Origin of the sequence: Mycolicibacterium iranicum (genome assembly GCF_002101705.1) — a bacterium.
GTDB lineage: Bacteria > Actinomycetota > Actinomycetes > Mycobacteriales > Mycobacteriaceae > Mycobacterium > Mycobacterium iranicum.
Window position 1 is genome coordinate 293,046 of record NZ_LQPC01000026.1, and the last position, 23,900, is coordinate 316,945.

Below are 23,900 nucleotides of genomic sequence, written 5' to 3' on the forward strand. Positions count from 1 at the left end.
GGGAGAAATCCTCTCACGCGAATCAGTCGTCGTCCCGCTCGTCCTCGATGAGATGTTGAAAGGCCTGAAGATTCTTCAGCGACTCCCCGCGGGACACCCGCCACTCCCATTCCTTCTGGATGGACGTGCGAAAACCCAACTCCAACAACGTGTTGAAGTCCGAGTCCACGGCTTCGAGCACCTGGCCGAGCACCCGGTCGACCTCGTCGGCGGTCACCGACGCCAGCGACATCCGGCCCACGAGATAGATGTCGCCGACGTTGTCGAGGGTGTAGGCCACGCCGTAGAGCCTGCGGTTGCGTTTGAGAAGGAACTTGTAGACGCCCTCATGGTTCTCGTCGGGACGGCGGCACACGAAGGCCTCGACACGCACCGAGTGCTCACCGATCGACAGGATCGTGTTGGTCTTGAGCCTGCGCTCGCCGGGCAGCGCGACGATCAGTCCCGGCAGCCCGCCTGCGGCGCCTTCGTGGCGGGTATAGGCCAGGTCGTTCTCCGTCAGGGTCGCCTCGATGATGTCCTGGACAGAAGTGCTGCCTGATGCTCGTCGCGCAAGCGGCTCATCGGTCATGCCCTGACTCCTCGCCTCATCGAGAATCGCCGTCCGCTGCGCTGGGCGGCGAGCTGACGCTGGTGATCGGCGCGGTAGTCGGCGATGGCGCGGCCGTAGCCCGCCAGCAGCGCGTCCACGGTGTGCGCCCACGAGAATGTCGCGGCGTGATCGACAGCAGCCCGGCTGAGGGCGGCCGAATCCGCCCGCAGCACCCCATCCAATGTCTTCGCCCATGCCTCGGGGTCGTGGCCGTCGACCAGGGCTCCGCTGACCCCGTCCCGCACCGCGACGGGCAGCCCGCCGACCGCGGCCGCCACGACCGGCGTCCCGCACGCCTGCGCCTCGACCGCCACCAGTCCGAAGGATTCGTTGTAACTGGGTACCGCGACGATGTCGGCGGCCCGGTAGACCTGCACGAGATCCTCGCGGGACTGCGGCGGCAGGAACGTCACGCGGTCGGCGATGCCGAGCTCGGCCGCGAGGCGAACCAGGTTGTCGGGGGTCGCCAATCCGGATCCCGAGGGTCCGCCGGCGACAAGCACCCGGACCTCGGGCAGAAGGGCGGCGGCACGCAGCAGCACATCCGGCGCCTTGAGCGGCTGGATCCGCCCGACGAACGCCACGATGCGGGCGTCGGCCTCGAGGCCGAGCGCTGCGCGCGCGGCGCGGCGATCACCGGGGCTGAAGGTCGCGAGGTCGACGCCGGGGTGGACGACGTCGATGCGCGCCGGGTCGGCCTGATGCAGCGAAACCAGTTGCTGCGCTTCGTGTTCGGTATTGACGATGAGCCGGTCGGCCTCGTCCACCACCTGCTGCTCGCCGACCGAGCGCATCGGCGGCTCGGGGGTGTCCCCGTCGGCCAGGGATGCGTTCTTGACCGCAGCCAGCGTGTGGGCGGTGTGCACCAGCGGCACCGCCCACCGGTCCGCGGCCAGCCAGCCGACCTGGCCCGACAGCCAGTAGTGCGAATGCACGATGTCGTAGTAGCCGGGCTCGTGGGTGGCTTCGGCCCGCAGTACGCCCGCCGTGAACGCGCACAACTGGGTCGGCAGGTCGTTCTTGTCCAGTCCCTCGAACGGGCCCGCCACGACGTTGCGCACGACGACGCCCGGTGCCACGGACACCACGGGTTCATCCGCCGATGAGGTGGCCCTGGTGAAGATGTCGACCTCGACACCGCGGCGGGCCAGTTCGAGGGAGGTTTGCAGAACGTAGACGTTCATCCCGCCTGCATCGCCGGTGCCCGGCTGGGCCAGTGGCGAGGTATGCACGGACAACACCGCCGCCCGGCGTGGCTCGGGAAGTCCGGAAGGCGGGCCGGCCGGATCGGTCGCTAGACGCACACGTCATGTCTACACCGCGGCGGAATGTTCCAAACTGCCGACGTGCTGGCCGAACTCAGGCGCTCACCTCGGGCCTGCGTGACGCGCGGCGCATCGCGGCAACGGGATCGGCGTACAGGCCGCCGAGCGACACGATGCCGGCCCCGGCCTCTTGCACCCGGTTCCCGAACGCCGTGACGCGGATGTCGCGGTGCCCCAGCACCGAGCGCTCCGCGAACGACGACTCGACGATGCCCATGCCCTCCGGGTATTCGGTGAAAGCCTGACCGCCGACAACCAGGTCATCGGGGTTGAGCATGTCTCGCAGCAGCGCGACGGCCTCGCCGAGCACCCGGGCCCGCTCGGCGACGAGCGCGATCGCCTCTTCATTGCCCTGCCTGGCGGCGCGCAGCACGGCCGTCACCGTCGATGTTGCGCCATCGGCGGGAACGATGCGCGCCTTCCTGGCCGCCGACAGCACCGCCTCGTCACTCACAGTGGATTCCAATTGCCCTGTGCCGCCGAGCAATTCGGAGTACACGGGTAGCGCCGCGATCGTGCCTGGGCCGCTGGACGGGGAGTGCACCCGCCCCCCGATGGACAGGGCGTAACCGACTGTCTCACGGGCGTAAACGTAGAGGCTGGTGGCCGACGCGGTCGGCTGTCGACGCACACCGAGCAGCAGTTCGGCGCCGGCCATGGCGTCCACGTGGGACGCCACCGAGACGGGCAGGCCGAGGGATTCGGCGAGCACCGGTCCGACGGGCGCGTCCGACCAGCCCAGCCGTGGGTGGTCCAGGTATCCGGTGACGCTGTCGACGACACCGCCGGTCGCGACGCCGACCCACAGTGGGCGGCGCCGGTGCCAGCGGCTCAGGTAGCGGCGGGTGCTGGCGGCGATCGCCGCCAACGCCGCCGCCTGAGGTCCGCGCGGGGTCGGCGTCTCGACGACGTCGAGCGTGCGCCCGAACAGGTCGGCGGCCACGATGCTGGTGGTGCGAGCACCGATGTGGACGCCGAGGGTCAGGTAGGGCTCGTGGTTCACCTCGACAGGTACACGGGGTCTGCCGATCGCGCCGGACACGGCGAGGTCGGCGCGCTCACGCAGCAGCCCCACGTCGAGAAGGGCGGTGACCTGGCGGTTCACTGTGGCGATGCTCAGCCCGGTGACCTGCGCGATGACGTCGCGAGCGATGGGCCCGCGCTGTCTGGTCGCGGCGAACACGAAGGCGGCAGCCGCTTCAGGCAGGCGCAGCGCGGGCGCCACGATGTGGTGCAGCAGAGCCTGCGGGTAGCGACCGCTGCCCGTGGCGGACTTCGCGCGCTTGGCCGAGGCGGTGCGGGGACGCTGGGTGAGGGTGGTGCTCATAGAAAAGTCCTTGGAGTCGGCGCGGATGGTGGGGCGCGGCCACACCTTCGCGACTCAGCAGGACTTGGTCAGTCCCGGGGCGCAGTCAGGCGCGGCGGGGTGCGCAACAACAACACGCACGCCGCGCGGCAGCGAGAACTGCCTGACTGTTCCGGTACACGCGGTCAACTTAGCACGACGGCTAGGGTTGGGTACATGACGACTCCAACAGATGCCCGCCGGGTCGCAGTGGTCACCGGAGCCAGTGCCGGCATCGGCGAAGCAACCGCGAGAACGCTTGCTGCTCAAGGCTTTCACGTGGTCTGTGTGGCGCGTCGCGAGGAGCCGATCAAGGCGCTCGCCGCCGACATCGACGGAACCGCGATAGTGGCCGACGTCACCGACCCGACCGCCGTGGCGGCCATGGCGGGCCGCCTGGACCGGGTTGATGTGCTGGTGAACAACGCAGGCGGGGCCCGCGGTTTGGAGTCGATCGCCGACGCCGACGTCGAGCATTGGCGGTGGATGTGGGAAGCCAACGTGCTCGGCACCCTGCATGTCACCCGCGCGCTGCTCCCCAAGCTGATCGACTCCGGCGACGGACTCATCGTCACGATCACCTCGATCGCCGCGGTCGAGATCTACGACAACGGCGGCGGGTACACCTCGGCCAAGCACGCCCAAGGTGTCCTGCACCGCACGCTGCGCAGCGAGCTGCTCGGAAAACCGGTGCGGCTCACCGAAGTTGCGCCGGGGATGGTGAAGACCGACTTCTCGCTGAACCGTTTCGAGGGCGACGAGGAGCGCGCCGAGAAGGTCTACCAGGGCGTCACCCCCCTGGTGGCCGAGGACATCGCCGAGGTCGTCGGATTCGTCGCAAGCCGGCCGTCGCACGTCGACCTCGACCTCGTCGTCGTGCGACCGCGCGACCAGGTCAGCGGCGCCAGCGGTTCGCGCTTCAACAGGAAGTAGCCGTCCTCAGCAGATTGTCAGCGAATCCGATGGCAATTTCTTGGGATAACACGCAGGAAATTCCTCAGTACGGCCACAAAGCTGAGTAGCGTCCAATCAAGGCGCAACTCACAGGCGAGGACTGCGATGGCAACTCTGACACTGCCCACCACCCCGGCGATCGATCCCACCCTGGAAGCCGTGCTGGAACTCAGCGCGCTCGAGGCGATGATCCTGGACGCGTTCTGGACCGGCGACGAAAGCTAGCCGCCCGGACGACCCCCCACCGGCTGCGGAGCACCTGACGGCGTCGCCGGTGCGGTACTCGGCATGCCGTCGGGCTTGGCCTGCGACGACAGCGCGGACATGGACTTCCATTCGTCCCACGGGATGGCCCAGTCCCAGATGTCCCCGTCGGCGTAGGAGAGCTGGATCCGGGTGCCGGTGACCTCGACGGGATCGCCATACATCGCGACGTTGAAATACTGCTCGGCGTCGGTGAGGGACAGGTTGATGCAGCCGTTGGTGACGTTGCTGTTGCCCTGTGCGCCCGAGCTGGCCGGGTTGGCGTGGATGAACTCGCCGTTGTTGGAGATCCGCACCGCGAACCGCTCGCGCACGTTGGCGTAACCGGCGGCCGGGTTGGTCATGTAGAAGTCCTCGTACTTCTCGGTGACCACGTGAATGCCGCTGCGGGTGACGTTGCGGTCCAGATCTCCCTCGCCGTAGCTGCACGGGAAATCCATGATGACGCCTGCGTCGGTGAGGACCTGGATGCGGTGGCTCGACGCCTCGGCCTTCACCACCTGGAAGCGGCCGATCGTGAAGTCCAGCGTCGAGTCGGCAGCGCCGTAGGCGCCATCGCCGAATGGCACGCCGTACAGGTTGGCGTCGACGTGCACGGTGGTGCCGGCCGGGTAGTAGTCCTTGGTCCGCCAGTGCACCCGTGAGCCGCCGGCCTCGTCGGGTAGCCAGGCCCAGCTACCCTCCACCGGCGGCGTGGTGGTCACCTTGAGCGCCTTCTCCACCTCGGCGCGGTCGTCCTCGGCGATGGCCGAATCGAATTGCAGAATGATCGGGGCGGCGACGCCGACGGTCTGCCCGTCGGCGAGTTGGAAACGACCGCTGACCTCGGTGGTCGGCGCTACGGTGGTGAACGTGCCCGACAGCGGTACCGCCTTGCCGTCCTCGCCGACGGCCGAACCGGCCCACTTGTAGGACGCCCCGTACCCGAGCGATTCGGTGATCGTGTAGGCGTTGCGGTCCTTGTTGAGGGCACCCGCGACGACCGTGCCGGTGCTCGTGTTGGTCAGCGAGACCTTCTGGAACCAGCCGTCGGCCACCTTGACGCCGATGCTGCCGGTGGGCACGACCTCGGCGGTCGCGTCGGAGGGTTCGTAGGTGATGGTGGGTACCTTCGGCGCTTCCTCGGCGGCCTCCCCTGCGGAAGGGCCGTCGGTTCGCATACAGGCCGCGAGAGCACCCGGTGCGACGACGCCGACCGCAAAGGCGGCAAGGGCTCGCCGCCTGTTGATCGACGGCAGCGGTTCAGCAGGGCTCACGTGAACCAACGGTACCTAGAGAGAGCAGCCAACCAGAATCGGCTCGGGTGTGAGTTCGATCCCGAAAGCCGTCTTGACCCCGTCTCGCACCATCCTGGCCAGCGCAATCACGTCAGACGATGTCGCCGCGCCGCGGTTGGTGAGCGCCAGCGCATGTTTGGTCGACAACCGCGCCGGCGCTTCGTCGTCCGGATAACCCTTACGGAATCCGGCACGCTCGACAAGCCACCCCGCAGCAAGCTTCACGCCGTCGGCGGCCGGATAATTCGGGACGGGACCGTCGACGGCCGCGTCAAGGCGCTCGAAGTCGGCACGGGTGACGACGGGGTTGGTGAAGAAGGATCCGACGCTCCAGGTGTCGTGGTCGGCCTCGTCGAGCACCATGCCTTTGCGGGCACGCAGCGCCAGTACCGCCGCGCGGACCTGCTCGGGGTCGGCGCGCTCCCCCGCCTGCGCGTCGAGCGCGGCGGTGAGCTCGCCGTAGCGCAGCGGTGCGCTGCGCCCCGCGGGGTCGAGCTCGAACTCCACCTCCAACACCACCCAGGCCCTGGAGTGCTTCAAAATGCTTGTGCGGTAACCGAACCGGAGAACATCCGAGGTGACCCAGCGGTCCTCGCCGGTGGCACGGTCGAGCAGCCGGACCCGACGAATGGTGTCGGAGACTTCAGCGCCGTATGCGCCGACGTTCTGCACCGGTGTCGCCCCGGCCGACCCGGGGATGCCCGACAGGCATTCCAGCCCGCCGAGCCCGTGCTCCAGCGACACGGCGACGACGTCGTCCCAGACCGCTCCCGCCTCGGCGCGCAGCACGGCACCGTCGACGGTGATTCCGGTGTTGGCGAGGCGGACAACGGTGAGATCCGTCAGCTCGTCGGACAGCACCACGTTCGAGCCGCCCGCCAGGATGAGCGCATCGGGACCGGCGGCGGGCACCGCGTCGATGACCTGCCCGGTGGTGACACAGGTGGCCACGCGCGCAGCAACCGGTCCCACGCGCAGCGTCGTCAGCGGCGCCAGCGGCACGTTCTCGGTGAACGGCACGCCGCCCAACAACGAAGTGCCCACGGCCGGTAACGGTAGCGTGGCCAGCTATGCCGCGTTCATTCGACATGGCCGCCGAGTACGAGGGCACGGTCGAGCAGGTGCACAAGGCGTTCAGCGACGAGGAGTACTGGCTGGTCCGGCTCGGCGACTCCGGCGCCGACGATGCCACCCTCGACGAGATGGTCATCGACGACGCCGGCGGGATCCGCATCAAGACCACGCAGACACTGCGCGCGGACCGGCTGCCCGCGGTGGTGTCGCAATTCCACCGCGGAGACCTGAGTTTCGTGCGCGAGGAGGCGTGGACACCCGTGGCCGACCGACGCGCCACCGCGGTGGTGCGCGGGTCGATCCCCGGCGCGCCTGCCACCCTGACCGGTGACGCGGTGTTGTCATCGGTGGCCGACGCCAACGGCGCCATCGCGTCGCGGATGACGTTCAAAGCCACCGTCGAGGTTCGGGTGCCGCTGGTCGGCGGCAAAATCGAGAACTTCATCGGCAGCCAGCTGCTCTACCTGCTCACCGCAGAACAACGCTTCACCACGGTGTGGATCACCGCGAACAGCTGATTCGCTCTCTACCATCGGAGTCATGGCCGCCCCCCTCGGACAGGTGACGCGGGGCACCACGGGCCACAACCGTCTGCGCCGCAGCGATCGCTGGCTGGTGCATTCGTCGCGGGTACGCACTGCGCTCCAGGCCACCCCCGACCCCCTCGTCGTGGATCTGGGATACGGGGCCAAGCCCGTCACGACATTGGAGCTGGCCGTGCGGCTGAGGGAGGTCCGCCGCGACGTGCGGGTGATCGGGCTGGAGATCGAACCCGAGCGGGTGCGGGCCGGTCAGGCCGCGGTGCGGGACGGAGCCGCGCCCGGCGTCGAATTCGCGCTCGGTGGTTTCGAATTGGCGGGCCACCGGCCAGTTCTGGTGCGCGCCTTCAATGTTCTGCGTCAATATCCGGTCGAGGCGGTACACGACGCGTGGGCCGCGATGCGGGAGGGGGTGTCCGCAGGCGGCTTGATCGTCGACGGCACCTGCGACGAACTTGGACGACTGTGCTGCTGGGTGCTGCTGGACGCGACGTCACCGGTGAGCCTGACATTGGCGTGCGACCCGTTCGCGATCGAGAAGCCGTCCGATCTCGCCGAGCGCCTGCCCAAGGTGTTGATCCACCACAACGTCGAGGGCCAACCCATTCACACGCTGCTGCGGGCAGCCGACCGCGCATGGGCCAGCGTGGCGGGCCACGGCGTGTTCGGACCGCGAATCCGATGGCGGGCGATGGTGGATCTGCTTGTCGCCGAGGGGTTTCCGGTATCCATGCCACGCAAGAGCCTGCGCGACGGGGTCCTCACGGTGCCGTGGGAGGCCGTCGCACCCCTCGGGTGAGCCACCGACCCATCGGCACGCCGGCCGTCACGACGAGAATGACGGAGCCGATGAGAACCGGCAGCGTCAGGTCCACCCGCTCTCAAGAGCAGACGCCAGATTACGTCGCCTCGGCTCCCACCTTCGCCGGAACAAGCGGCTCTTCTTCGAAACGATCCGGCTCGTCGAGCACATCGTCGAGATCTTCGGCGACCTTGATGTCGAGTCCACGCAGATGAGCGGCCGGCGTGGCCAACGACACCGCGACATAGGTGAGCAGGCCTGCGGCGAACGCGATGAACGTCGGCCAGCCGTCGAACGACGCGCCCATGAGGTCGTTGGGAATGTAGAGGATGGTGTTCTCGACACCGAACATCGTCGGCGTCATCACGAAAAGCCCGATCCGGACCACGAATCCGACTGCGATGGCGGCCATCGCGGCCGTCGTCGTCCCCCGTCGCCACACCAGGCCGAGGATGAACGGCACCGCCAGGCAGGCAAGCATCAGATCGAAGGCCAGAGTCAGCAGGATGCCCGTCTGCTGGACGTAGATCGCGAACACAATCGAGAACAGCGTCATCGGCACCATTGCGATCCGGGTGGCTTTCAGCAGCGGGTCCTTCTGGCCGGGCACATGGACGCGCCGTACGCCGCCGAGATTGCGCACGCACACATTGGAGATGGCCAGGATCGCACCGTTGGCGGTGGACATCGACGCACCCACCAGACCGCACAGCACCAGCACCGTCAGCCCGACAGGGGCGTACTGATCCAGGAGCACGAACAGCACCGGGCCGTCGAGCTCCTCAGGCATGAACGAATGCGCCGCCAGCACAACGAGTCCGAACGGCACACAGATCGCGACGACGCCCGCGGACGCGGAGAAGCAGGCCCTACGCGCCGCCTCGGGCGACTTCGCCGAGAACACGCGCGCCATGAAGTCGATCGCGACGATGTCACCGATACCGAGCGCGATCAACGTCGCCCAGTTGATGACGGCGCCCTGCGCCGGATCCGACAACTGACCCAACGCGAAAGGTCCTGCGCCATCGGCGATGTTGATGCCGTGCGTGCTCGACATCCAGATGAACAGACCGATCGCTCCGAATAGGATCAGCGTCATCTGGATGATCGCGGTGTAGGCGTCGGCGATCAGGCCGCCGGTTCCTGTGTAGGCCACAGCAATTGCCGCGATCAGCACCACGCCGAGCCAGTACGGCATGCCAAGGAAGTAATTGAACAGCAGCCCGCCTGCCACGAGGTTGCCGGCCACCAGCATGCAGAACGCGATGGCGAGCAGGATCGACGAGCTGACTTCCACCGAACGGCCGAAGCGCAGGCGGTAGTAGTCCGGGAACGATGTCAGCCCCATCCGGTTCATCGGCTTGGCGAAGAAGATGCCGGTGATGAGCAGGCACAGTGCCAATCCGAGTGGCAGACATGCACCGGCCCAGAAGCCGAATTCGAAGGCGAGATCGGTGTTGCCGAGCGTGGCGTTGGTATCGACCGCCGCACCCATCAGGGCACCGCCGACCAACCAGAATGGCAGCATCCGGCCGCCGACAAGGAAATTGGAGCTGTCGCCCTCGATCCTCTTCGACACATAGAAGCCGACGGCCACGACCACGGCGATGCTTATCGCAACCCCGAGAAGAATCATGCGCAGGAGCCTCCTGATAGAGATTGGAGTCTCCCGGGCTTTTGTCCCGCCGTGGAACGACCGGGCTCCGATGCCGACCGCCTGCGTCTCTCGGACCAGACCCGGCCCGATTCACTCGGCCCGGCGGAACCCTAGGCGCGCCCCACACTTTTTCTGCGGGTCTCAGTCAGGAAAGACCTGGTGTGTTTCGTGTTGTCGCGCCGCGTGTTAACGATGCGTTTCAGTCAGCGCTGGACAGGCATTGCGCGACGTGCCAAGAATGGGTCCAGGCGGCGGTATCACCGCGCCCCGGACGAGTGCGTCGTACCCGGTCTGCGACAAGACGGCGCTGTGAGGAGATCTCGTGTCCGATCGACCCGATCCATCCCTGCCGAACGCCGAAGGCGCGTGGGCTCAACAGGTCGAAGCCAATCTCGGCGACCGCCGGCTGCGCGAGGAGATCGACCGCGGCCTGAGCTACGGCCTGGAGGCCGCTCCCACGATCAACGACAGGACGATCTCGACGTTCGTCCGCGGCGAGAAGCCGCATTTCGCCGGCGAGCGCGGGACATTCCTGAAGTGCCCGTTCATCGAGGACGTCAACGAGGTCGACGACGCCGAGGTCGCGATCTTCGGCGTCCCACTGGACGCCGGCGCGACGTATCGGCCCGGCACGCGGTTCGGCCCCCAGGGCATCCGCCGCTCCACCAACCTGTTCGGCACCTACAACTACGAGTCGGGTGTCGACCTGCGCGAGCAGCTCAACATGGTCGACATCGGCGATGTCTTCACGATCCCCGGCAATCTGGAGAAGTCTTTCGACCAGATCAGCACCGCGATGGCGCACGTAGTGCAAAAGGGTGTGATGCCGATCGTGCTCGGCGGTGACCACTCGATCGGGTTTCCGACGATCCGTGGCATGGCGCCCTACATGGACGGCAATATCGGCATCATCCATTTCGACAGGCACGTCGACACGCAGGAGACCGACCTCGACGAGCGGATGCACACCACCCCGTGGTTCCACGCCACCAATATCAAGAACGCGCCGGCGACGAACCTGGTGCAGATCGGCATCGGCGGGTGGCAGAGCCCCCGAGAAGGCGTGAAGGTGGGCCGCGAACGCAAGTCGACCGTGATCACCGTCGGCGACGTCGAGCGGGTCGGGATAGAAAAAATTGCGGAGACGGCGCTAGAGATCGCGTGGAAGGGCGCCAAGGCGGTCTACCTGTCGTTCGACATCGACGTCATCGACGCCGGTTTCGTGCCGGGCACCGGTTGGCCGGAGCCGGGCGGCCTGCTGCCGCGCGAGGCGTTGAACCTGGTGAAGATGATCTCCGAGCCCGGCCTGGCCGGCATCGAGGTGGTGGAATGCTCGCCGCCCTACGACTGGGCCGAGCAGACGGCCCTGATGAGCTCGCGCGTGATCCTCGACAGCCTCGCCGCGCAGGTGCGCTCGGGCAAGCTCGGCCGCAAGGCCGCCAAGGCCGACCGGCCCGCCTGGGGTCCGTAACCGCAGGTGTAAAAACCGCACGTCGCGGGGTGTTTGACGGCACACCCGAAAAAGTCGCATCCACGATGCGTAATTAGTAGCTTCGAGCCATGCAGCTCACTCGCTTCACCGATCTGGCGCTGCGGGCGATGATGCTGTTGGCCGCCGGCGAGAACGACGAACAACGGGTCACCACCCGCCAGATCGCCGCCGCTGCAGGCGCTTCCGAACATCACATCGCCAAGGCGGTGTCCCGACTCGTCGACCTCGGCCTGGTCCATGCCCGCCGCGGCCGAGTCGGCGGGCTGTCGTTGACCGACGCCGGCCGCGCCGCCTCCATCGGTGGGTTGGTGCGCGAACTCGAAGGCGACCGCGAGGTCATCGACTGCCACGGCCAGGGAACCTGCCCGCTCATCGCGGGCTGCCGGTTGCGCCGCGCGCTGGCCGAGGCCAAAGAGGCGTTCTACGCCGAACTCGACCGCTACACCATCACAGATCTGGTGCGCAGCCCTGCGCTTCCACTCCTTCAGATAGCACCGCCAGAGAGGAACAGTCGATGACCGTCACTACCACCCGCGAGGACCTGAAACCCGATCAGGCCGAAATCATCTCGGCGACACTGCCGTTGGTGGGTGCGCACATCGACGAGATCACCACCGAGTTCTACCGCCGGATGTTCGAGGCGCATCCCGAGTTGTTGCGCAACCTGTTCAACCGCGGCAATCAGGCCCACGGCGCACAGCAGCGGGCGCTGGCCGCGTCAATCGCCACCTTCGCCACCCATCTGGTCGATCCCGACCTGCCGCACCCCGCCGAGATGCTGTCGCGGATCGGACACAAGCACGCATCGTTGGGCGTCACCGCGGATCAGTACCCGATCGTCGAGGAGCATCTGTTCGCCGCGATCGTCGCCGTCCTGGGCGCCGACAACGTCACCGAAGACGTCGCCGCCGCATGGGATCGGGTCTTCTGGATCATGGCGAACACATTGATCGCGCTCGAACACGACCTCTATGCCGGCGCCGGGGTCGCCGACGGCGACGTGTACCGCCGTCTGCGGGTGACACAGCGGGTCGACGACCCGTCCGGCGCGGTACTGGTCACCGTCGCGTCCAATACCAAAAGCTCTCCCGGTCAATATGTTTCGATCGGGGTGACGCTGCCCGACGGCGCACGACAGCTCCGCCAGTACAGCCTGGTGAACGCACCCGGGGAAGATCTGACGTTCGCGGTGAAGCCGGCTGGGGAGGTGTCGGAGTGGATCCGCGCGAACCTTCGCGTCGGCGATCTGCTCGATGTCACCGTGCCCTTCGGTGATCTGCCCACCCCCGGCCCGCAGGTACCGGTGGTGCTGGTCTCGGCGGGCATCGGTATCACCCCGATGATCAGCATGCTGGAGCATCTGGCCACCACGGCGCCCGAGACGTCGGTGCTGGCGCTGCATGCCGACCGCTGCGACACCAGCCACCCGCTGCGGGAACGACAGCGGGAACTGATCGACGCGCTGCCCAACGCGTCGCTGGCCATCTGGTACGAGGACGGTCTGACCGCGGGTGATCCCCGTGTGCACGCCGGCCGAATGGTGCTCGACAACCTTCGAGGTGGGCAGGAAATCCCCAAGGACGCACACGTCTACGTCTGCGGAACGGACGGATTCGTCCAGGCGGTGCGTCCGCAACTGCTCGACCGCGGACTGCCCGCCGATCGGGTGCACTGCGAGCTGTTCTCGCCCAACGACTGGCTGCTGGGATAGCGCTTAGTCTGGCAGCCATGCGTATCGCCCTCGCTCAGATCCGCAGCGGTACCGACCCGACGGAGAATCTCGGCCTGGTCGAGGAGTACACCGGGCGGGCCGCCGAGGCGGGCGCCTCGCTCGTCCTCTTTCCCGAGGCGACGATGGTCCGCTTCGGTGTCCCGCTCGGCGGCCTCGCCGAACCGTTCGACGGCCCCTGGGCGACGGCGGTGCGCCAGATCGCGGCACGGGCGGGCATCGTCGTCGTCGCCGGCATGTTCGTCCCGTCCCGGGAAGAACCTGCCGGGCGGGTCACCAATTCTCTGATCGCCACCGGCCCCGGGGTGGAGGCGCGCTACGACAAGATCCACCTCTACGACGCGTTCGGTTTCACCGAGTCGAGAACGGTGGCTCCGGGCCGGGAGCCGGTGGTCATCACCGTCGACGGCGTGACGGTCGGGCTGACCCTCTGCTACGACATCCGATTCCCCGAGCTCTACGTCGAGCTGGCCGAACGGGGCGCCGAGCTGATCACCGCACACGCGTCCTGGGGGTCAGGCCCCGGCAAGCTCGACCAGTGGACGCTGCTCGCCAGGGCACGCGCCATCGACACCAGCAGTGTGGTCGCCGCCGTCGGCCAGGCCTACCCCGGCGACGAGATCGCGGCGCTGGGCCCCACCGGCGTCGGCGGCAGCCTCGTGGCGTCGGCGCTGGGTGAAGTGCTGGTCTCGGCGGGTGATGAACCCGAACTTCTGGTGTGCGATATCGACCTGGACGCGGCACGGAAAGCCCGCGAGACGGTCGCGGTCATGCACAACCGCTCAGGTGCAGCTCAACCCCGTAGGGCACAATCGCTGGCGTGAGTGATCCCTGGGCCCCTCCGCCGCAACCGCCAGGCCCCCCGCCGGGGCAGCTCCCGCAGGGCCCCGGCTATCCGCCGGCGCCCCCCGCCCAGGAAAGCGCGTCGGCCGGGGGGAAGCTGAAGAGACTCTTCAGCGACCCGATCTCGATCGTTCTGGCCGTCGTCATCGTCCTGGCGCTGGTGTTCGCCGGCCTGCTCGGCGGTGAGCTCTACGCCCGCAGCCGCGCCGACACGATCGTCGCAGGAACCGTCGAATGCGTCGTCCAGGATGACGCGTCGGCCTCCTTCGGGGTGATGCCGCCGTTCCTGCTGCAGCACATGTCCGGCCACTACACGAACATCCGGATCGAAACGGCGGGCAATCAGATCCGCGATGCCAAGGGCATGAAGGTCAACCTCGAGATCAACGACGTCCGTATCGAGGACTCCGCGACCTCCAGTGGTTCCATCGGCTCGCTGGTCGCCAACATCAGTTGGAGCGCCGAGGGCATCAAGGAGACCATCCAGGGCGCCATCCCGCTGGTGGGCAGCTTCGTCAACGGCGTGACCACCAATGCCAACGACGGCACCATCGAGCTCGAAGGTGCGCTCGGCAGCATCACGGCCAAGCCGGAAGTCGTCAACGGCGGACTCTCGCTGCAGGTTCAGCAGGTCACCGGGCTCGGATTCACGCTGCCGCGCGAAGCGGTGCAGCCCGCGCTGGATGCTTTCACCGCGGAACTGACGCAGAACTACCCGATGGATATCAAAGCCGATTCGGTCGAGGTCACCGATTCGGGTGTGGTGAGCCAGTTCTCGACGCAGAACGCGTCGATCCCGAAGGGCGAGCAGGACCCCTGCTTCGCGTCTCTCTAGACGCCGAGACCGTCGAGCACCGCGCGGGTGCCCGACAACCCGAGCCGGGTGGCACCGGCGTCGAGCATCGCGATTGCGTCTGCGGCCGAGCGGATTCCACCGCTCGCCTTGACGCCGAGGCGGCCGTCGACGGCGCCTGCCATCAACTCGACGGCGCGCGGTGACGCACCGCCGCTGGGGTGAAAGCCCGTCGAGGTCTTGACGAAGTCCGCGCCCGCATCTTCGGCGACCCGGCAGACGTCGACGAGAATCGGCTCGCCGCTGAGATCGAGCAACGCGGCCGACTCGACGATCACCTTGAGCACCGCCTGCGGCGCTGCCTGCCGCACCGCGGCAACGTCGGCACGGACGGCGTCGAGCTCACCGGCGAGCGCGGCTCCGACATCGATCACCATGTCGATCTCGGCGGCGCCCTGCGCCACGGCGAGGCGGGCTTCCTCGGCCTTGACCGCGGAGAAGTGCTTGCCTGAGGGAAACCCGACGACCGAAGCGATGACAACGTCGCATTCGTCGAAGGCGGCGGCCGTCGCGACCAAGGTCGGTGACACACACACCGCATACACGTCGAGGTCGACGGCGTCCTTGAGCAGTAGGGCGATATCGGCTTGGGTCGCCTCGGGTTTGAGCAGCGTGTGGTCGACGAGCGCAGCCACCTCGGCGCGGGTGTAGGAGCCCATCAGAACGGCTCTTCGGTGCCGCCCGGATTACAGCGGCTCGCCACCATCTCCTCGTAGCCGACCTCAGGACGCCACGGTTCGAGGTTCCAGCTCACCTTGCCGGGTTCGACGAACTCCGCGAAATTCCAGTGGCACAGGAATTGTTCCTGCATGCCGGGGATCGCGGCGTCCGGTGACAGCGCGAGCACCTCAGACCACGCCAGTGCCGCCATCGGTTCCGTGCCCGCATGACCCGAGGAGGCGCGGGCGGACGGCGTCGGATACACGCGCAGGCTGGAGAGATCGCCCCATTTCGCCCATTCCACGTGGTCGACGTATGGCGGACCCGTCGGGCTCGCGGACGCCGCGGGGGCCAGTGCCAGGGCACTCGCCAGCGCGAGGCCCGCGACGAAGATGCGCACTAGCGCGACTTTCCTTGGATCTCCAGAATCTTGGGCCGAACATCGACCAGGTACACACCGGATGCGACGGCCGCGATGGCGATACCCGTGACGCCGAGAACAAGTGCGAGAAGCGTGCCCACACCGAGGATCACCAGCCAGACCGGTTTGGTGAGCTTCTCAGCTGCCGTGTAAGCGTCGGGACGCTGCATGGCGGCGTGCACGAATGCATACACCGACGCCACAAGCACGGCGACTTGCAACGCAAAGAGGACGTAACTCACGAGGCCTTGGAGCTGCACGCTCACAGCCTAGGCGGGTTACGTCCCCTTTTCGACTTTCTCTCGCGCGGGGCGAATTACTTCTGGGTGACCTTCTTGGCCGGCGCCTTCTTGGCGGGGGCCTTCTTGGCCGGGGTGCTCGCCGAAGCCTTGGCGGGGGCCTTCTTGGCCGGCGCCTTCTTGGCGGCCTTCTTCACCGGGGCGGCAGCCGACTCGGCCTTCTTCGGAAGCTCGACGCCGACCAGCTTGGCGGCGCGCTCGCCAACGGCGCGGGTCTGCGAGGCGACGTTGCCCAGCGCTTCCTGGGTCAGCTCGACGGCCTGGTCGGTGTATTCCTCGACGCGGCTGGCGGCCTCTTCGAGCGCCGGCTGGCTGCGCAGACGCTCCAGCGCGGCCTCGCCGCGCTCGATCAGCTTGGTGTAGGTGGTCTGAGCCGCCTCGGCGTAGCCCTCGGCGAACTTGCGCAGCTCGTCGGAGGTCAGCTTGTCACGCAGGTCGCCGAACTGAGCGGGCAGCTCTTCCTGCAGCTTGGCGACACGGGCACGGCTCTCCTCGACGCGGCTCTCGGCGTCGGTGCGGGCATCGCCGGCACGCTCGCGCAGGGTGGCCACGATCTCGTTGACGCGCTCCAGCGCCAGGTCGGCAGCACCCACAGCGGCGAGAAGCGGGGCCTTCAAATCGTCGATATCGAGCTGGTTCTTGGTCTCAGCCATGGTTGTTTCCTTCCTTCTCAGGATTGAGTTCTGTGATTGATAGCGGGGTCTGGGAGATCTCTAGAGGATTCTTGTGTTGTTCAGGTGTGGGCTCCTCTGCAGCTTCGGCCACGGCGGCCTCGTTCTGCTGACAGAACGAGGTGTAGATGTCGAGCAGCACCTGCTTCTGCCGCTCGTTGATCGCCGTGTCGGTCACGATGGCGTCGCGGACCTCGTTGGTCTCGCTCGGCTCGAGGATTCCCGCCCTGATGTAGAGCACCTCGGCGGATACCCGGAGAGCCTTGGCGATCTGGTTGAGCACGTCCGCGGATGGCTTCCGCAGACCCCGTTCGATCTGGCTGAGGTACGGGTTGGAAACTCCCGCCTTCTCGGCCAGCTGCCGCACCGATACCTGCGCGGCTTCGCGCTGGGACCGGATGAACGAGCCGATGTCCTGTGCGGCACTGGACACGACTGCGGCAAGATTTTCATCCTGCGGCATGGGTTGCCCCTTCGTTCGGTGGTTATCCGTGATATTGGGTACCGACGATCCCACCGTACGACGGGGTGCTAACTTTTGCAAGCACTCGTTAGCGCAGGTCAGAACAGTAGCTGAGCTATCGAATAGATGACGAGGCCGGCGAGCGAACCGACGACGGTGCCGTTGATGCGGATGAACTGCAGGTCACGACCCACATGGAGCTCGATTCGTCGGCTGGCCTCCTCGGCGTCCCAGCGCTCGATCGTGTCGGTGATGATCGTTGTGATCTCCGCCCCATATTCGCCGACGAGATGGTTCGCGCCGCGGACGATCCAGTTGTCGACCTTGTCGCGCAGCTCGGCATCGTCGCGCAACGATTCGCCGATGCGCACCACGGTGTCGGCGATGCGGCTCCGCAGCGTGGAAGACGGATCTTCCACCGACTCCAGGATGATGCGCTTGGCCGCCCCCCACGCGGTCTCGGCCGCCCTCGCGACCTCGTCTCGCGACATGATCTGCTCTTTGACGTTCTCGGCCTTCTGGATCGTGGCCTCGTCGTTCTGCAGGTCTCCGGCGAATTCGAACAGGAAGCGGGTGGCCGACTTACGGAGCTCGTGGTCCGGGTTGCGGCGCACCTTGTCGGTGAAGTCCATCAGCTCGCGGTGGATGCGGTCGCCGACCAGATGATCCACCCAGCGCGGTGACCACGTCGGCGAGTCCCGCTCGATCACGCGCTCGATGATCTCGTCGGCATCGAGCGACCACTGGAACGCGCGGTCGGCCAGCAGCTGCAGCAGCGCTTCTTGCCGCCCCTCTTCCAGCAGCGAGGTCAGCACGCGTCCGATCGGCGGCCCCCACTGCGGCTCGGCAATTCGCTTCACGATCATCCGGTCCAGAAGCTGCTGGACGTCGTCGTCGCGCAGCATCTCGACGAGCACCCGCAACACGGTCGACACCTCGGCCGCCACCCGCTCCGCGTTGGCCGGATGTGCCAGCCACTTGCCGGTGCGGCTGGCGACGTCGGCGTCGCGCAGCTTCGTCTCGACGTTCTCCGGGGACAGGAAGTTCTCGCGCACGAAGTCGCTGAGACCCTCACCGAGCTGGTCCTTCTTGCGTTTGATGATCGCGGTGTGCGGAATCGGGATCCCGAGCGGGTGCTTGAACAGCGCGGTGACGGCGAACCAGTCGGCCAGCGCGCCGACCATTCCGGCTTCGGCGGCAGCACGCACATAGCCCACCCAGGGCGGTGCGCCGGTCGACTGCCACCACGTGCAGAACAGGAAGACGGCGGTGGCCCCGAGCAGGAAGCTCAACGCCACGACCTTCATGCGCCGCAGTCCGCGCCGCCGTGCGGCGTCGGCGGCGGAGTCGACACCGGCGAGCGCCTCGGCGAAGCTCCGGCGTTCGCGGGTCTCTCGGACCGCCGGCGGGGAGCCGGCGCCCTCGGATCGGTGTGCCACGTGTCCATCATCCATGTGAAGACCCGTGTGCCTCACCAGGCGCCGTCCGAACCGCCAGCTAGCGCTGGCCACCGTACTATTGAGACGGACTTAGGGAACGGATCTGCGCGATAGTGGCACAACAATCCCCGCCCGTGGCGGTCAAGACCGATGGACGCAAACGGCGCTGGCACCAGCACAAGGTCGAGCGCCGCAACGAGCTCGTCGATGGCACGCTAGATGCCATCCGCCGGCTCGGCAGCAACGTCAGCATGGACGAGATCGCTGCCGAGATCGGGGTCTCCAAGACCGTCCTGTACCGCTACTTCGTCGACAAGAACGACCTCACGACCGCGGTGATGATGCGCTTCGCGCAGACCACGCTGATCCCGAACATGGCGGCGGCGCTGTCGTCGAACCTGGACGGGTACGAACTGACGCGCGAAGTCATCCGCGTCTACGTCGAGACCGTCGCCGCTGAACCCGAGCCGTACCGGTTCGTGATGGCCAACAACTCGGCCAGCAAGAGCAAGGCCGTCGCCGATTCGGAGGCGATCATCGCGCGCATGCTCGCGGTCATGCTGCGCAGACGCATGCTCTCGGTCGGGATGGACGCCGCCGGCGCGGAGCCCTGGGCGTTCCACACCGTCGGCGGGGTGCAGCTGGCCACGCACTCCTGGATGTCGAACCCGCGCATGACCGCCGACGAACTCATCGACTATCTGACGATGCTGTCGTGGAGCGCGCTGTGCGGCATCGTCGAGGTGAACGGATCGCTGGAGACATTCCGGCAGAGTCCCCATCCTTCCCCGGTGCTGCCCTCCACCCTGCTTGAGTAGGGCTGTGACCGATACCCGACGCACCAAAGAGCCCGACGACCTCCCGTCGCTGTGGACACACCAGCCGCACGAAGAGCTGACGTTCCGGCCCGGCGACAAGGTCGCCGACATCGACGCCGCAGCCACCCCGGGTTTTCGCGGCAGCAAGTCCGACGCGCCGACCCTGCAGGAAGAACGCAATGTGCGCTTCGCGGAACTGCAGGAGATGCTCTACGCCAACAGCCGTGCCGGCGACACCCGCTCGGTGCTGCTGGTGTTGCAGGGCATGGACACCGCGGGCAAGGGTGGCATTGTCAAACACGTTGTGGGAGCAGCTAACCCGCAGGGCATCGACTACCGGAGCTTCGGCAAGCCGACGCCTGAGGAGCTGTCCCACCACTACCTGTGGCGGATCCGCAAGGCCCTGCCGCAGCCCGGTCACATCGGGGTCTTCGACCGGTCCCACTACGAGGACGTCCTGATCGTGCGCGTGCACAACCTGGTCCCGCCCGACGTGTGGGAGCCCCGCTACGACGAGATCAACGCCTTCGAGCGTGAACTCGTCGACAGCGGAACCACATTGGTGAAGGTGGCGATGTTCGTCTCCCTCGATGAGCAGAAGAAACGGCTCGCCGAGCGACTCGAGCGGCCGGACAAGTTTTGGAAGTACAACCCTGCCGACATCGACGAGCGCATGAAGTGGCCGCTGTACCAGGAGGCGTATCAGGCCATGCTGGACCGGACGTCGACGGACTACGCGCCGTGGCACATCGTGCCGAGCAACCGGAAGTGGTACAGCCGCCTGGCGATTCTCGAACTGCTGATCGAGGCGCTGAAGGGTCTCAACATGTCCTGGCCGCCGGCAGATTTCGATGTCGAGGCCGAGAAGAAGCGGCTTGCCGCGGTCTAGGCGTCCTTAGCGGCGCCGAGCGCACACTTGTCAGGCGCGCCGAGAGTGCGCTCAGGGCGGAATTTCAGCCGATTCTCCGCCCTGTGCGCACTCTCGGCACAGCAATCAGTACGTGTAGAAGCCCTTGCCCGACTTCTTGCCGAGCTGACCGGCTTCCACCATGCGCTGCAGCAGGGGCGGCGGCGCGAAGTTCGGATCCTTGTACTCGTCGTACATCGAGTCCGCGATCAGCTTCATGGTGTCCAGGCCGATGAGGTCAGACAGCCGCAGCGGACCCATCGGGTGCGAGAGCCCGGCGACGACGGCGGTATCGATGTCCTCGACGCTGGCCACCCCGGCTTCGGCCATCCGGATCGCCGACAGCAGGTAGGGCACCAGCAGGGCGTTGACGATGAAGCCGGACCGGTCGCCACAGCGCACGACCTTCTTGCCGAGCACCTCACCCGCGAACTGCTCGACGCGCGCGATGGCCTCGTCGGAGGTGACGAGCGTGTTGATCAGTTCCACCAGCGGCAGTACCGGTACCGGGTTGAAGAAGTGCAGACCGAGCACCCGGCTCGGATTCTTCGTCGCCGCAGCGATTTTCATGATCGGAATGCTGGAGGTGTTCGACGCGAGCACGGCGTCGGGATCGGTGACGATCTCGTCGAGCGCAGCGAAGACCTTGGCCTTGACGGCTTCGTCCTCGACGATCGCCTCGATGACAAGCTGACGGTCGGCGAGGTCGGCGAGGTTCGTGGTGAATCTCAGGCGCGCGAGCGTCACCTCGAAGTCGTCGGCGGAAAGCTTGCCCTTGGACTTGGCCCGCTCCAGTGATGCCGTCACCCGGGCCTTGCCCGCAGCGGCAAGTTCCTCGGTCGGTTCGAACGCGATGACGTCGGCGCCCGCCTTCGCGCACACCTCGGCGATGCCGCCGCCCATCTGTCCGGCGCCCACAACCCCGACTCGTTCGATGCTCAACTGATGTCTCCTTGTCATGCGTCAGACCCCGCCCAAGATTTCTGGGCGGGGTCTGCGCTGTCAAGCCGTGCGAGCGTGCGCTGCGTGTACGCGCCTTGCGGCGTGTTGCCGTGCAGACGCGCGCGCTCGCGGTGCTTCTAGTGGAACTGGCCCTCTTCGGTCGAACCCGCGAGCGCGGTGGTCGACGAGGTGGGATCCACGGTGGTGGCGATCCGGTCGAAGTAGCCGGCGCCGACCTCACGCTGGTGCTTGGTGGCGGTGTAGCCACGCTCTTCGGCGGCGAACTCGCGCTCCTGCAGCTCGACGTAGGCGCTCATCTGGTTGCGGGCGTAGCCGTGGGCCAGATCGAACATCGAGTAGTTCAGAGCATGGAAGCCGGCGAGGGTGATGAACTGGAACTTGAAGCCCATCGCGCCGAGCTCCTTCTGGAACTTCGCGATCGTCGCGTCGTCGAGGTGCTTCTTCCAGTTGAACGACGGCGAGCAGTTGTAGGCCAGCATCTGGTCCGGGAACTCGCTCTTGACGCCCTCGGCGAACTTCTTGGCCAGCTCGAGATCCGGGGTGCCGGTCTCCATCCAGATCAGGTCCGAGTACGGCGCGTAGGCACGCGCACGGGCGATGCAGGGCTCGAGACCGTTCTTCACGCGGTAGAAGCCCTCGGCGGTGCGGTCACCGGTGATGAACGGCTGATCGCGCTCGTCCACGTCGGAGGTGATGAGCGTGGCGGCCTCGGCGTCGGTACGGGCGATGACCACCGTGGGCACACCGGCGACGTCGGCCGCGAGGCGGGCCGAGGTGAGGGTGCGGATGTGCTGCTGGGTCGGGATGAGCACCTTGCCACCGAGGTGGCCGCACTTCTTCTCCGACGCGAGCTGGTCTTCCCAATGCGAGCCGGCGACACCGGCGGCGATCATCGCCTTCTGCAGTTCGTAGACGTTCAACGCGCCACCGAAGCCGGCTTCACCGTCGGCGACGATCGGGGCGAGCCAGTTGTCGACGGAGGTGTCGCCCTCGACCTTGGCGATCTCGTCGGCGCGCAGCAGCGCATTGTTGATCCGGCGGATGACCTGCGGCACCGAGTTGGCCGGGTAGAGGCTCTGGTCGGGGTAGGTGTGCCCGGAGAGGTTCGCGTCACCGGCGACCTGCCAACCCGACAGGTAGATGGCCTTCAGGCCGGCGCGCACCTGCTGCACGGCCATGTTGCCGGTCAGCGCTCCGAGCGAGTTGACGAAGTCCATCTCGTGCAGCTGCTCCCACAGCACCTCGGCGCCGCGACGGGCCAGCGTGTGCTCCTCGACGACATGGCCCTGCAGGGCGACGACGTCGGCCGGGGTGTAGGTGCGCGTGACGTTCTTCCAGCGGGGGTTGTGGTCCCAGTCGTGCTGGATCTGTTCGGGGGACTTCGGCGTGCCAACGGTCGACTTGGTCATGACGGCCTGCTCCTTAATTCGCAAAACGGTGGCGGCCCTGATTCGCGAAGCGTCGCCACAGTGTGTTGTTAACGCGCCAGCTGGTTCGCCGGCTTGCTAACCCGAGGATGCACCACGCCATAACCGCAGGTCCACCAGTTTCGCTTGCCAATTTTCGCGAACGGCTTCCGCAAATTTGCGAATCTTGCGAAGAGCCAGTGTGACTGAAACGGTTCAGAATCTACTCGCGAGTAGCGAATATTCGCAGGTCAGTACGCCCGTACTGTTTAGAGGGCCCGAGTCAGAGGGAGAAGATCGACGCGACCGCTTTGACGTCCTCGCCGACCACATATGTGAGCGTTGTAACAGCCCGATCGCTGAGTTCTTCGCCGAATTTGTCGGTGGACCCCGCCGGGTAGACGTGGCGGATGATCTCGAGCTTGTCCCCCAGCGCTACGGGCAGATCATGCTCGATGGTCACGCGCAGCGGGGCTCGCATCAGCTCGGGCTGCGAGTAGAGGTAATCCTCGACCACGCTCCAATACACGGAATTGTTCATGTGATCGAAAATGTCGATGTCGCTGACCCGCACCGGGTAGTCGCGAATGTGCTCGGCATCTTCGCGGTTACCCGGCTTCAGATAGGCCTTCCACCGCAACCGGCTCTCGCTGGTCGTTCGTCGCAGCCCTTCGATGAAGTCATCGGAGATGCGCGCAGGCCCTTGAGTCTCCCGGTTGATGTTGATCCAGAAGGCCTCGGATTCGACGAGGCCGCCTTTACGACCTTCTATGCGCACACGCATCTCGCACCACCGGTTCGAGGTGCCCGAACACCAGCGCCGCAGCCGCAAAATGTCCTTGAAGACGATGGGCTCGATCATGTCGATCATGGTGCGGCGTACGATCCACAGCGGATGGGTGTCCTCGTAGCCCATCTCCCGCAGTTGATCGGTGCCGATGTCCTGGATGTGGCGGGTGGCCGCGTCGAACTTGAGCCTGCCCTCGCGGTCGACGTCCGCGACACGCAGCGGCCACTGGATGTCGAAGACATCCGGGTGTCCTTCGGGGACGGGCATCAACGTCTTCGACAGCCCGGTGCCCAACGTTTTCCCGGCCACGTCCTTGG

At 66.7% G+C, this 23,900-nt stretch carries 25 protein-coding genes and 2 riboswitches; of the genes, 10 read left to right on the top strand and 15 right to left on the bottom strand.

Translation table 11 applies throughout. The features are described from left to right. Positions 1-22: 22 nt before the first annotated feature. The 3 genes from AWC12_RS08900 to AWC12_RS08910 are packed head-to-tail and all read right to left on the bottom strand — an operon-like array spanning position 23 to position 3,244. A complete protein-coding gene (locus tag AWC12_RS08900) occupies positions 23-571 on the bottom strand; it encodes a type III secretion system chaperone family protein (RefSeq protein ID WP_024446072.1) in 549 nt (182 codons plus the stop codon). Next, positions 568-1,896, bottom strand: a complete 1,329-nt coding sequence (mshA, locus tag AWC12_RS08905) for a D-inositol-3-phosphate glycosyltransferase (protein WP_085173662.1) — start codon at positions 1,894-1,896, stop codon at positions 568-570. Before mshA ends, AWC12_RS08900 begins: the two co-directional genes overlap by 4 nt. A gap of 55 nt (positions 1,897-1,951) precedes the next feature. Next, on the bottom strand, positions 1,952-3,244 hold the full coding sequence (locus AWC12_RS08910; protein WP_110808598.1) for an ROK family protein: 1,293 nt from the start codon (positions 3,242-3,244) through the stop codon (positions 1,952-1,954). 195 nt (positions 3,245-3,439) lie between these two features. Between AWC12_RS08910 and AWC12_RS08915 the strand changes: the two genes are divergently transcribed. Continuing rightward, the gene (locus tag AWC12_RS08915; RefSeq protein WP_085173664.1) at positions 3,440-4,195 is read left to right on the top strand and encodes an SDR family oxidoreductase; all 756 of its coding nucleotides are present in this window, start codon (positions 3,440-3,442) and stop codon (positions 4,193-4,195) included. A gap of 242 nt (positions 4,196-4,437) precedes the next feature. On the opposite strand, the gene AWC12_RS08920 is transcribed toward AWC12_RS08915, so the two are convergent. Both AWC12_RS08920 and AWC12_RS08925 read right to left on the bottom strand, forming a co-directional pair. Beyond that, positions 4,438-5,736: a L,D-transpeptidase gene (locus AWC12_RS08920; RefSeq protein WP_085173666.1), complete on the bottom strand. Its 1,299-nt coding sequence runs from the start codon at positions 5,734-5,736 to the stop codon at positions 4,438-4,440. Between the two features lie 15 nt (positions 5,737-5,751). Further along, entirely contained in the window at positions 5,752-6,801 is a 1,050-nt protein-coding gene (locus tag AWC12_RS08925; protein ID WP_085173668.1) for a UDP-N-acetylmuramate dehydrogenase, read from the bottom strand. A gap of 26 nt (positions 6,802-6,827) precedes the next feature. Between AWC12_RS08925 and AWC12_RS08930 the strand changes: the two genes are divergently transcribed. Both AWC12_RS08930 and AWC12_RS08935 read left to right on the top strand, forming a co-directional pair. Further along, the gene (locus AWC12_RS08930; RefSeq protein ID WP_085173670.1) at positions 6,828-7,349 is read left to right on the top strand and encodes a DUF2505 domain-containing protein; all 522 of its coding nucleotides are present in this window, start codon (positions 6,828-6,830) and stop codon (positions 7,347-7,349) included. 22 nt (positions 7,350-7,371) lie between these two features. Continuing rightward, entirely contained in the window at positions 7,372-8,169 is a 798-nt protein-coding gene (locus AWC12_RS08935) for an SAM-dependent methyltransferase (RefSeq protein ID WP_085173672.1), read from the top strand. 100 nt (positions 8,170-8,269) lie between these two features. Here AWC12_RS08935 and AWC12_RS08940 read toward each other — a convergent pair whose 3' ends face one another. Further along, positions 8,270-9,808 (bottom strand): high affinity choline transporter 1, encoded by a 1,539-nt coding sequence (locus AWC12_RS08940; protein WP_085173674.1) that lies wholly within the window; start codon positions 9,806-9,808, stop codon positions 8,270-8,272. Between the two features lie 28 nt (positions 9,809-9,836). Continuing rightward, positions 9,837-9,954, bottom strand: a riboswitch (guanidine-I (ykkC/yxkD leader). Positions 9,955-10,075: 121 nt separating this feature from the next. Further along, a riboswitch (guanidine-III (ykkC-III) riboswitch) is annotated at positions 10,076-10,140 on the top strand. Positions 10,141-10,151: 11 nt separating this feature from the next. Here AWC12_RS08940 and AWC12_RS08945 point away from each other — a divergent pair. From AWC12_RS08945 to AWC12_RS08965, 5 genes are all read left to right on the top strand, one after another. Beyond that, positions 10,152-11,300 carry an agmatinase family protein gene (locus AWC12_RS08945; protein ID WP_024446082.1) on the top strand — a complete coding sequence of 383 codons (1,149 nt, stop codon included), beginning with the start codon at positions 10,152-10,154 and terminating at the stop codon, positions 11,298-11,300. 89 nt (positions 11,301-11,389) lie between these two features. Next, complete coding sequence (locus tag AWC12_RS08950; protein WP_085173675.1) at positions 11,390-11,839, top strand: RrF2 family transcriptional regulator; 450 nt, start codon at positions 11,390-11,392, stop codon at positions 11,837-11,839. Beyond that, complete coding sequence (locus AWC12_RS08955) at positions 11,836-13,032, top strand: globin domain-containing protein (protein WP_085173677.1); 1,197 nt, start codon at positions 11,836-11,838, stop codon at positions 13,030-13,032. The genes AWC12_RS08950 and AWC12_RS08955 overlap by 4 nt, the downstream gene beginning before the upstream one ends. A 17-nt stretch (positions 13,033-13,049) precedes the next feature. Beyond that, positions 13,050-13,874, top strand: a complete 825-nt coding sequence (locus AWC12_RS08960) for a carbon-nitrogen hydrolase family protein (RefSeq protein WP_085173679.1) — start codon at positions 13,050-13,052, stop codon at positions 13,872-13,874. Beyond that, positions 13,871-14,728: an LmeA family phospholipid-binding protein gene (locus AWC12_RS08965; protein ID WP_085173681.1), complete on the top strand. Its 858-nt coding sequence runs from the start codon at positions 13,871-13,873 to the stop codon at positions 14,726-14,728. The genes AWC12_RS08960 and AWC12_RS08965 overlap by 4 nt, the downstream gene beginning before the upstream one ends. Here AWC12_RS08965 and deoC read toward each other — a convergent pair. From deoC to AWC12_RS08995, 6 genes are all read right to left on the bottom strand, one after another. Next, entirely contained in the window at positions 14,725-15,408 is a 684-nt protein-coding gene (gene deoC, locus AWC12_RS08970; protein WP_200864977.1) for a deoxyribose-phosphate aldolase, read from the bottom strand. The two genes, AWC12_RS08965 and deoC, sit on opposite strands and share 4 nt — an antisense overlap. Beyond that, positions 15,405-15,806, bottom strand: a complete 402-nt coding sequence (locus AWC12_RS08975; protein WP_024446088.1) for a DUF2599 domain-containing protein — start codon at positions 15,804-15,806, stop codon at positions 15,405-15,407. The genes deoC and AWC12_RS08975 overlap by 4 nt, the downstream gene beginning before the upstream one ends. Then, entirely contained in the window at positions 15,806-16,087 is a 282-nt protein-coding gene (locus AWC12_RS08980; RefSeq protein WP_085173851.1) for a DUF2516 family protein, read from the bottom strand. Before AWC12_RS08980 ends, AWC12_RS08975 begins: the two co-directional genes overlap by 1 nt. A gap of 56 nt (positions 16,088-16,143) precedes the next feature. After that, positions 16,144-16,779, bottom strand: a complete 636-nt coding sequence (locus tag AWC12_RS08985; RefSeq protein ID WP_085173683.1) for a heparin-binding hemagglutinin — start codon at positions 16,777-16,779, stop codon at positions 16,144-16,146. Continuing rightward, positions 16,772-17,260, bottom strand: a complete 489-nt coding sequence (locus AWC12_RS08990) for a helix-turn-helix domain-containing protein (RefSeq protein WP_085173685.1) — start codon at positions 17,258-17,260, stop codon at positions 16,772-16,774. The genes AWC12_RS08985 and AWC12_RS08990 overlap by 8 nt, the downstream gene beginning before the upstream one ends. A 98-nt stretch (positions 17,261-17,358) precedes the next feature. Further along, entirely contained in the window at positions 17,359-18,714 is a 1,356-nt protein-coding gene (locus AWC12_RS08995) for a DUF445 domain-containing protein (RefSeq protein ID WP_207576399.1), read from the bottom strand. 98 nt (positions 18,715-18,812) lie between these two features. On the opposite strand from AWC12_RS08995, the gene AWC12_RS09000 reads away from it, so the two are divergent. Together AWC12_RS09000 and AWC12_RS09005 are read left to right on the top strand one after the other, a co-directional pair. Then, a complete protein-coding gene (locus AWC12_RS09000) occupies positions 18,813-19,517 on the top strand; it encodes a TetR/AcrR family transcriptional regulator (RefSeq protein WP_024446093.1) in 705 nt (234 codons plus the stop codon). 4 nt (positions 19,518-19,521) lie between these two features. Continuing rightward, complete coding sequence (locus AWC12_RS09005; RefSeq protein ID WP_024446094.1) at positions 19,522-20,406, top strand: polyphosphate kinase 2 family protein; 885 nt, start codon at positions 19,522-19,524, stop codon at positions 20,404-20,406. Between the two features lie 105 nt (positions 20,407-20,511). Here the strand turns inward: AWC12_RS09005 and AWC12_RS09010 are convergent, their stop codons facing one another. The 3 genes from AWC12_RS09010 to AWC12_RS09020 all read right to left on the bottom strand — a co-directional run bounded on the left by AWC12_RS09010 (position 20,512) and on the right by AWC12_RS09020 (position 23,850). Next, positions 20,512-21,366 carry a 3-hydroxybutyryl-CoA dehydrogenase gene (locus AWC12_RS09010; RefSeq protein ID WP_085173687.1) on the bottom strand — a complete coding sequence of 285 codons (855 nt, stop codon included), beginning with the start codon at positions 21,364-21,366 and terminating at the stop codon, positions 20,512-20,514. Between the two features lie 137 nt (positions 21,367-21,503). Next, positions 21,504-22,796, bottom strand: coding sequence for an isocitrate lyase (gene aceA, locus AWC12_RS09015; protein ID WP_085173689.1), 1,293 nt, complete (start codon positions 22,794-22,796; stop codon positions 21,504-21,506). A 280-nt stretch (positions 22,797-23,076) separates the two neighbouring features. Continuing rightward, positions 23,077-23,850 (bottom strand): acyl-[acyl-carrier-protein] thioesterase, encoded by a 774-nt coding sequence (locus AWC12_RS09020; RefSeq protein WP_200864979.1) that lies wholly within the window; start codon positions 23,848-23,850, stop codon positions 23,077-23,079. Positions 23,851-23,900: the final 50 nt, after the last annotated feature.

Bases quoted from the DNA above. Each gene is read 5' to 3' on its own strand.
- AWC12_RS08900 (WP_024446072.1), bottom strand. From the start codon at position 571: ATGACCGATGAGCCGCTTGCGCGACGAGCATCAGGCAGCACTTCTGTC.
- AWC12_RS08910 (WP_110808598.1), bottom strand. From the start codon at position 3,244: ATGAGCACCACCCTCACCCAGCGTCCCCGCACCGCCTCGGCCAAGCGC.
- AWC12_RS08915 (WP_085173664.1), top strand. From the start codon at position 3,440: ATGACGACTCCAACAGATGCCCGCCGGGTCGCAGTGGTCACCGGAGCC.
- AWC12_RS08930 (WP_085173670.1), top strand. From the start codon at position 6,828: ATGCCGCGTTCATTCGACATGGCCGCCGAGTACGAGGGCACGGTCGAG.
- AWC12_RS08935 (WP_085173672.1), top strand. From the start codon at position 7,372: ATGGCCGCCCCCCTCGGACAGGTGACGCGGGGCACCACGGGCCACAAC.
- AWC12_RS08940 (WP_085173674.1), bottom strand. From the start codon at position 9,808: ATGATTCTTCTCGGGGTTGCGATAAGCATCGCCGTGGTCGTGGCCGTC.
- AWC12_RS08950 (WP_085173675.1), top strand. From the start codon at position 11,390: ATGCAGCTCACTCGCTTCACCGATCTGGCGCTGCGGGCGATGATGCTG.
- AWC12_RS08955 (WP_085173677.1), top strand. From the start codon at position 11,836: ATGACCGTCACTACCACCCGCGAGGACCTGAAACCCGATCAGGCCGAA.
- AWC12_RS08960 (WP_085173679.1), top strand. From the start codon at position 13,050: ATGCGTATCGCCCTCGCTCAGATCCGCAGCGGTACCGACCCGACGGAG.
- AWC12_RS08985 (WP_085173683.1), bottom strand. From the start codon at position 16,779: ATGGCTGAGACCAAGAACCAGCTCGATATCGACGATTTGAAGGCCCCG.
- AWC12_RS08990 (WP_085173685.1), bottom strand. From the start codon at position 17,260: ATGCCGCAGGATGAAAATCTTGCCGCAGTCGTGTCCAGTGCCGCACAG.
- AWC12_RS08995 (WP_207576399.1), bottom strand. From the start codon at position 18,714: ATGGATGATGGACACGTGGCACACCGATCCGAGGGCGCCGGCTCCCCG.
- aceA (WP_085173689.1), bottom strand. From the start codon at position 22,796: ATGACCAAGTCGACCGTTGGCACGCCGAAGTCCCCCGAACAGATCCAG.
- AWC12_RS09020 (WP_200864979.1), bottom strand. From the start codon at position 23,850: ATGCCCGTCCCCGAAGGACACCCGGATGTCTTCGACATCCAGTGGCCG.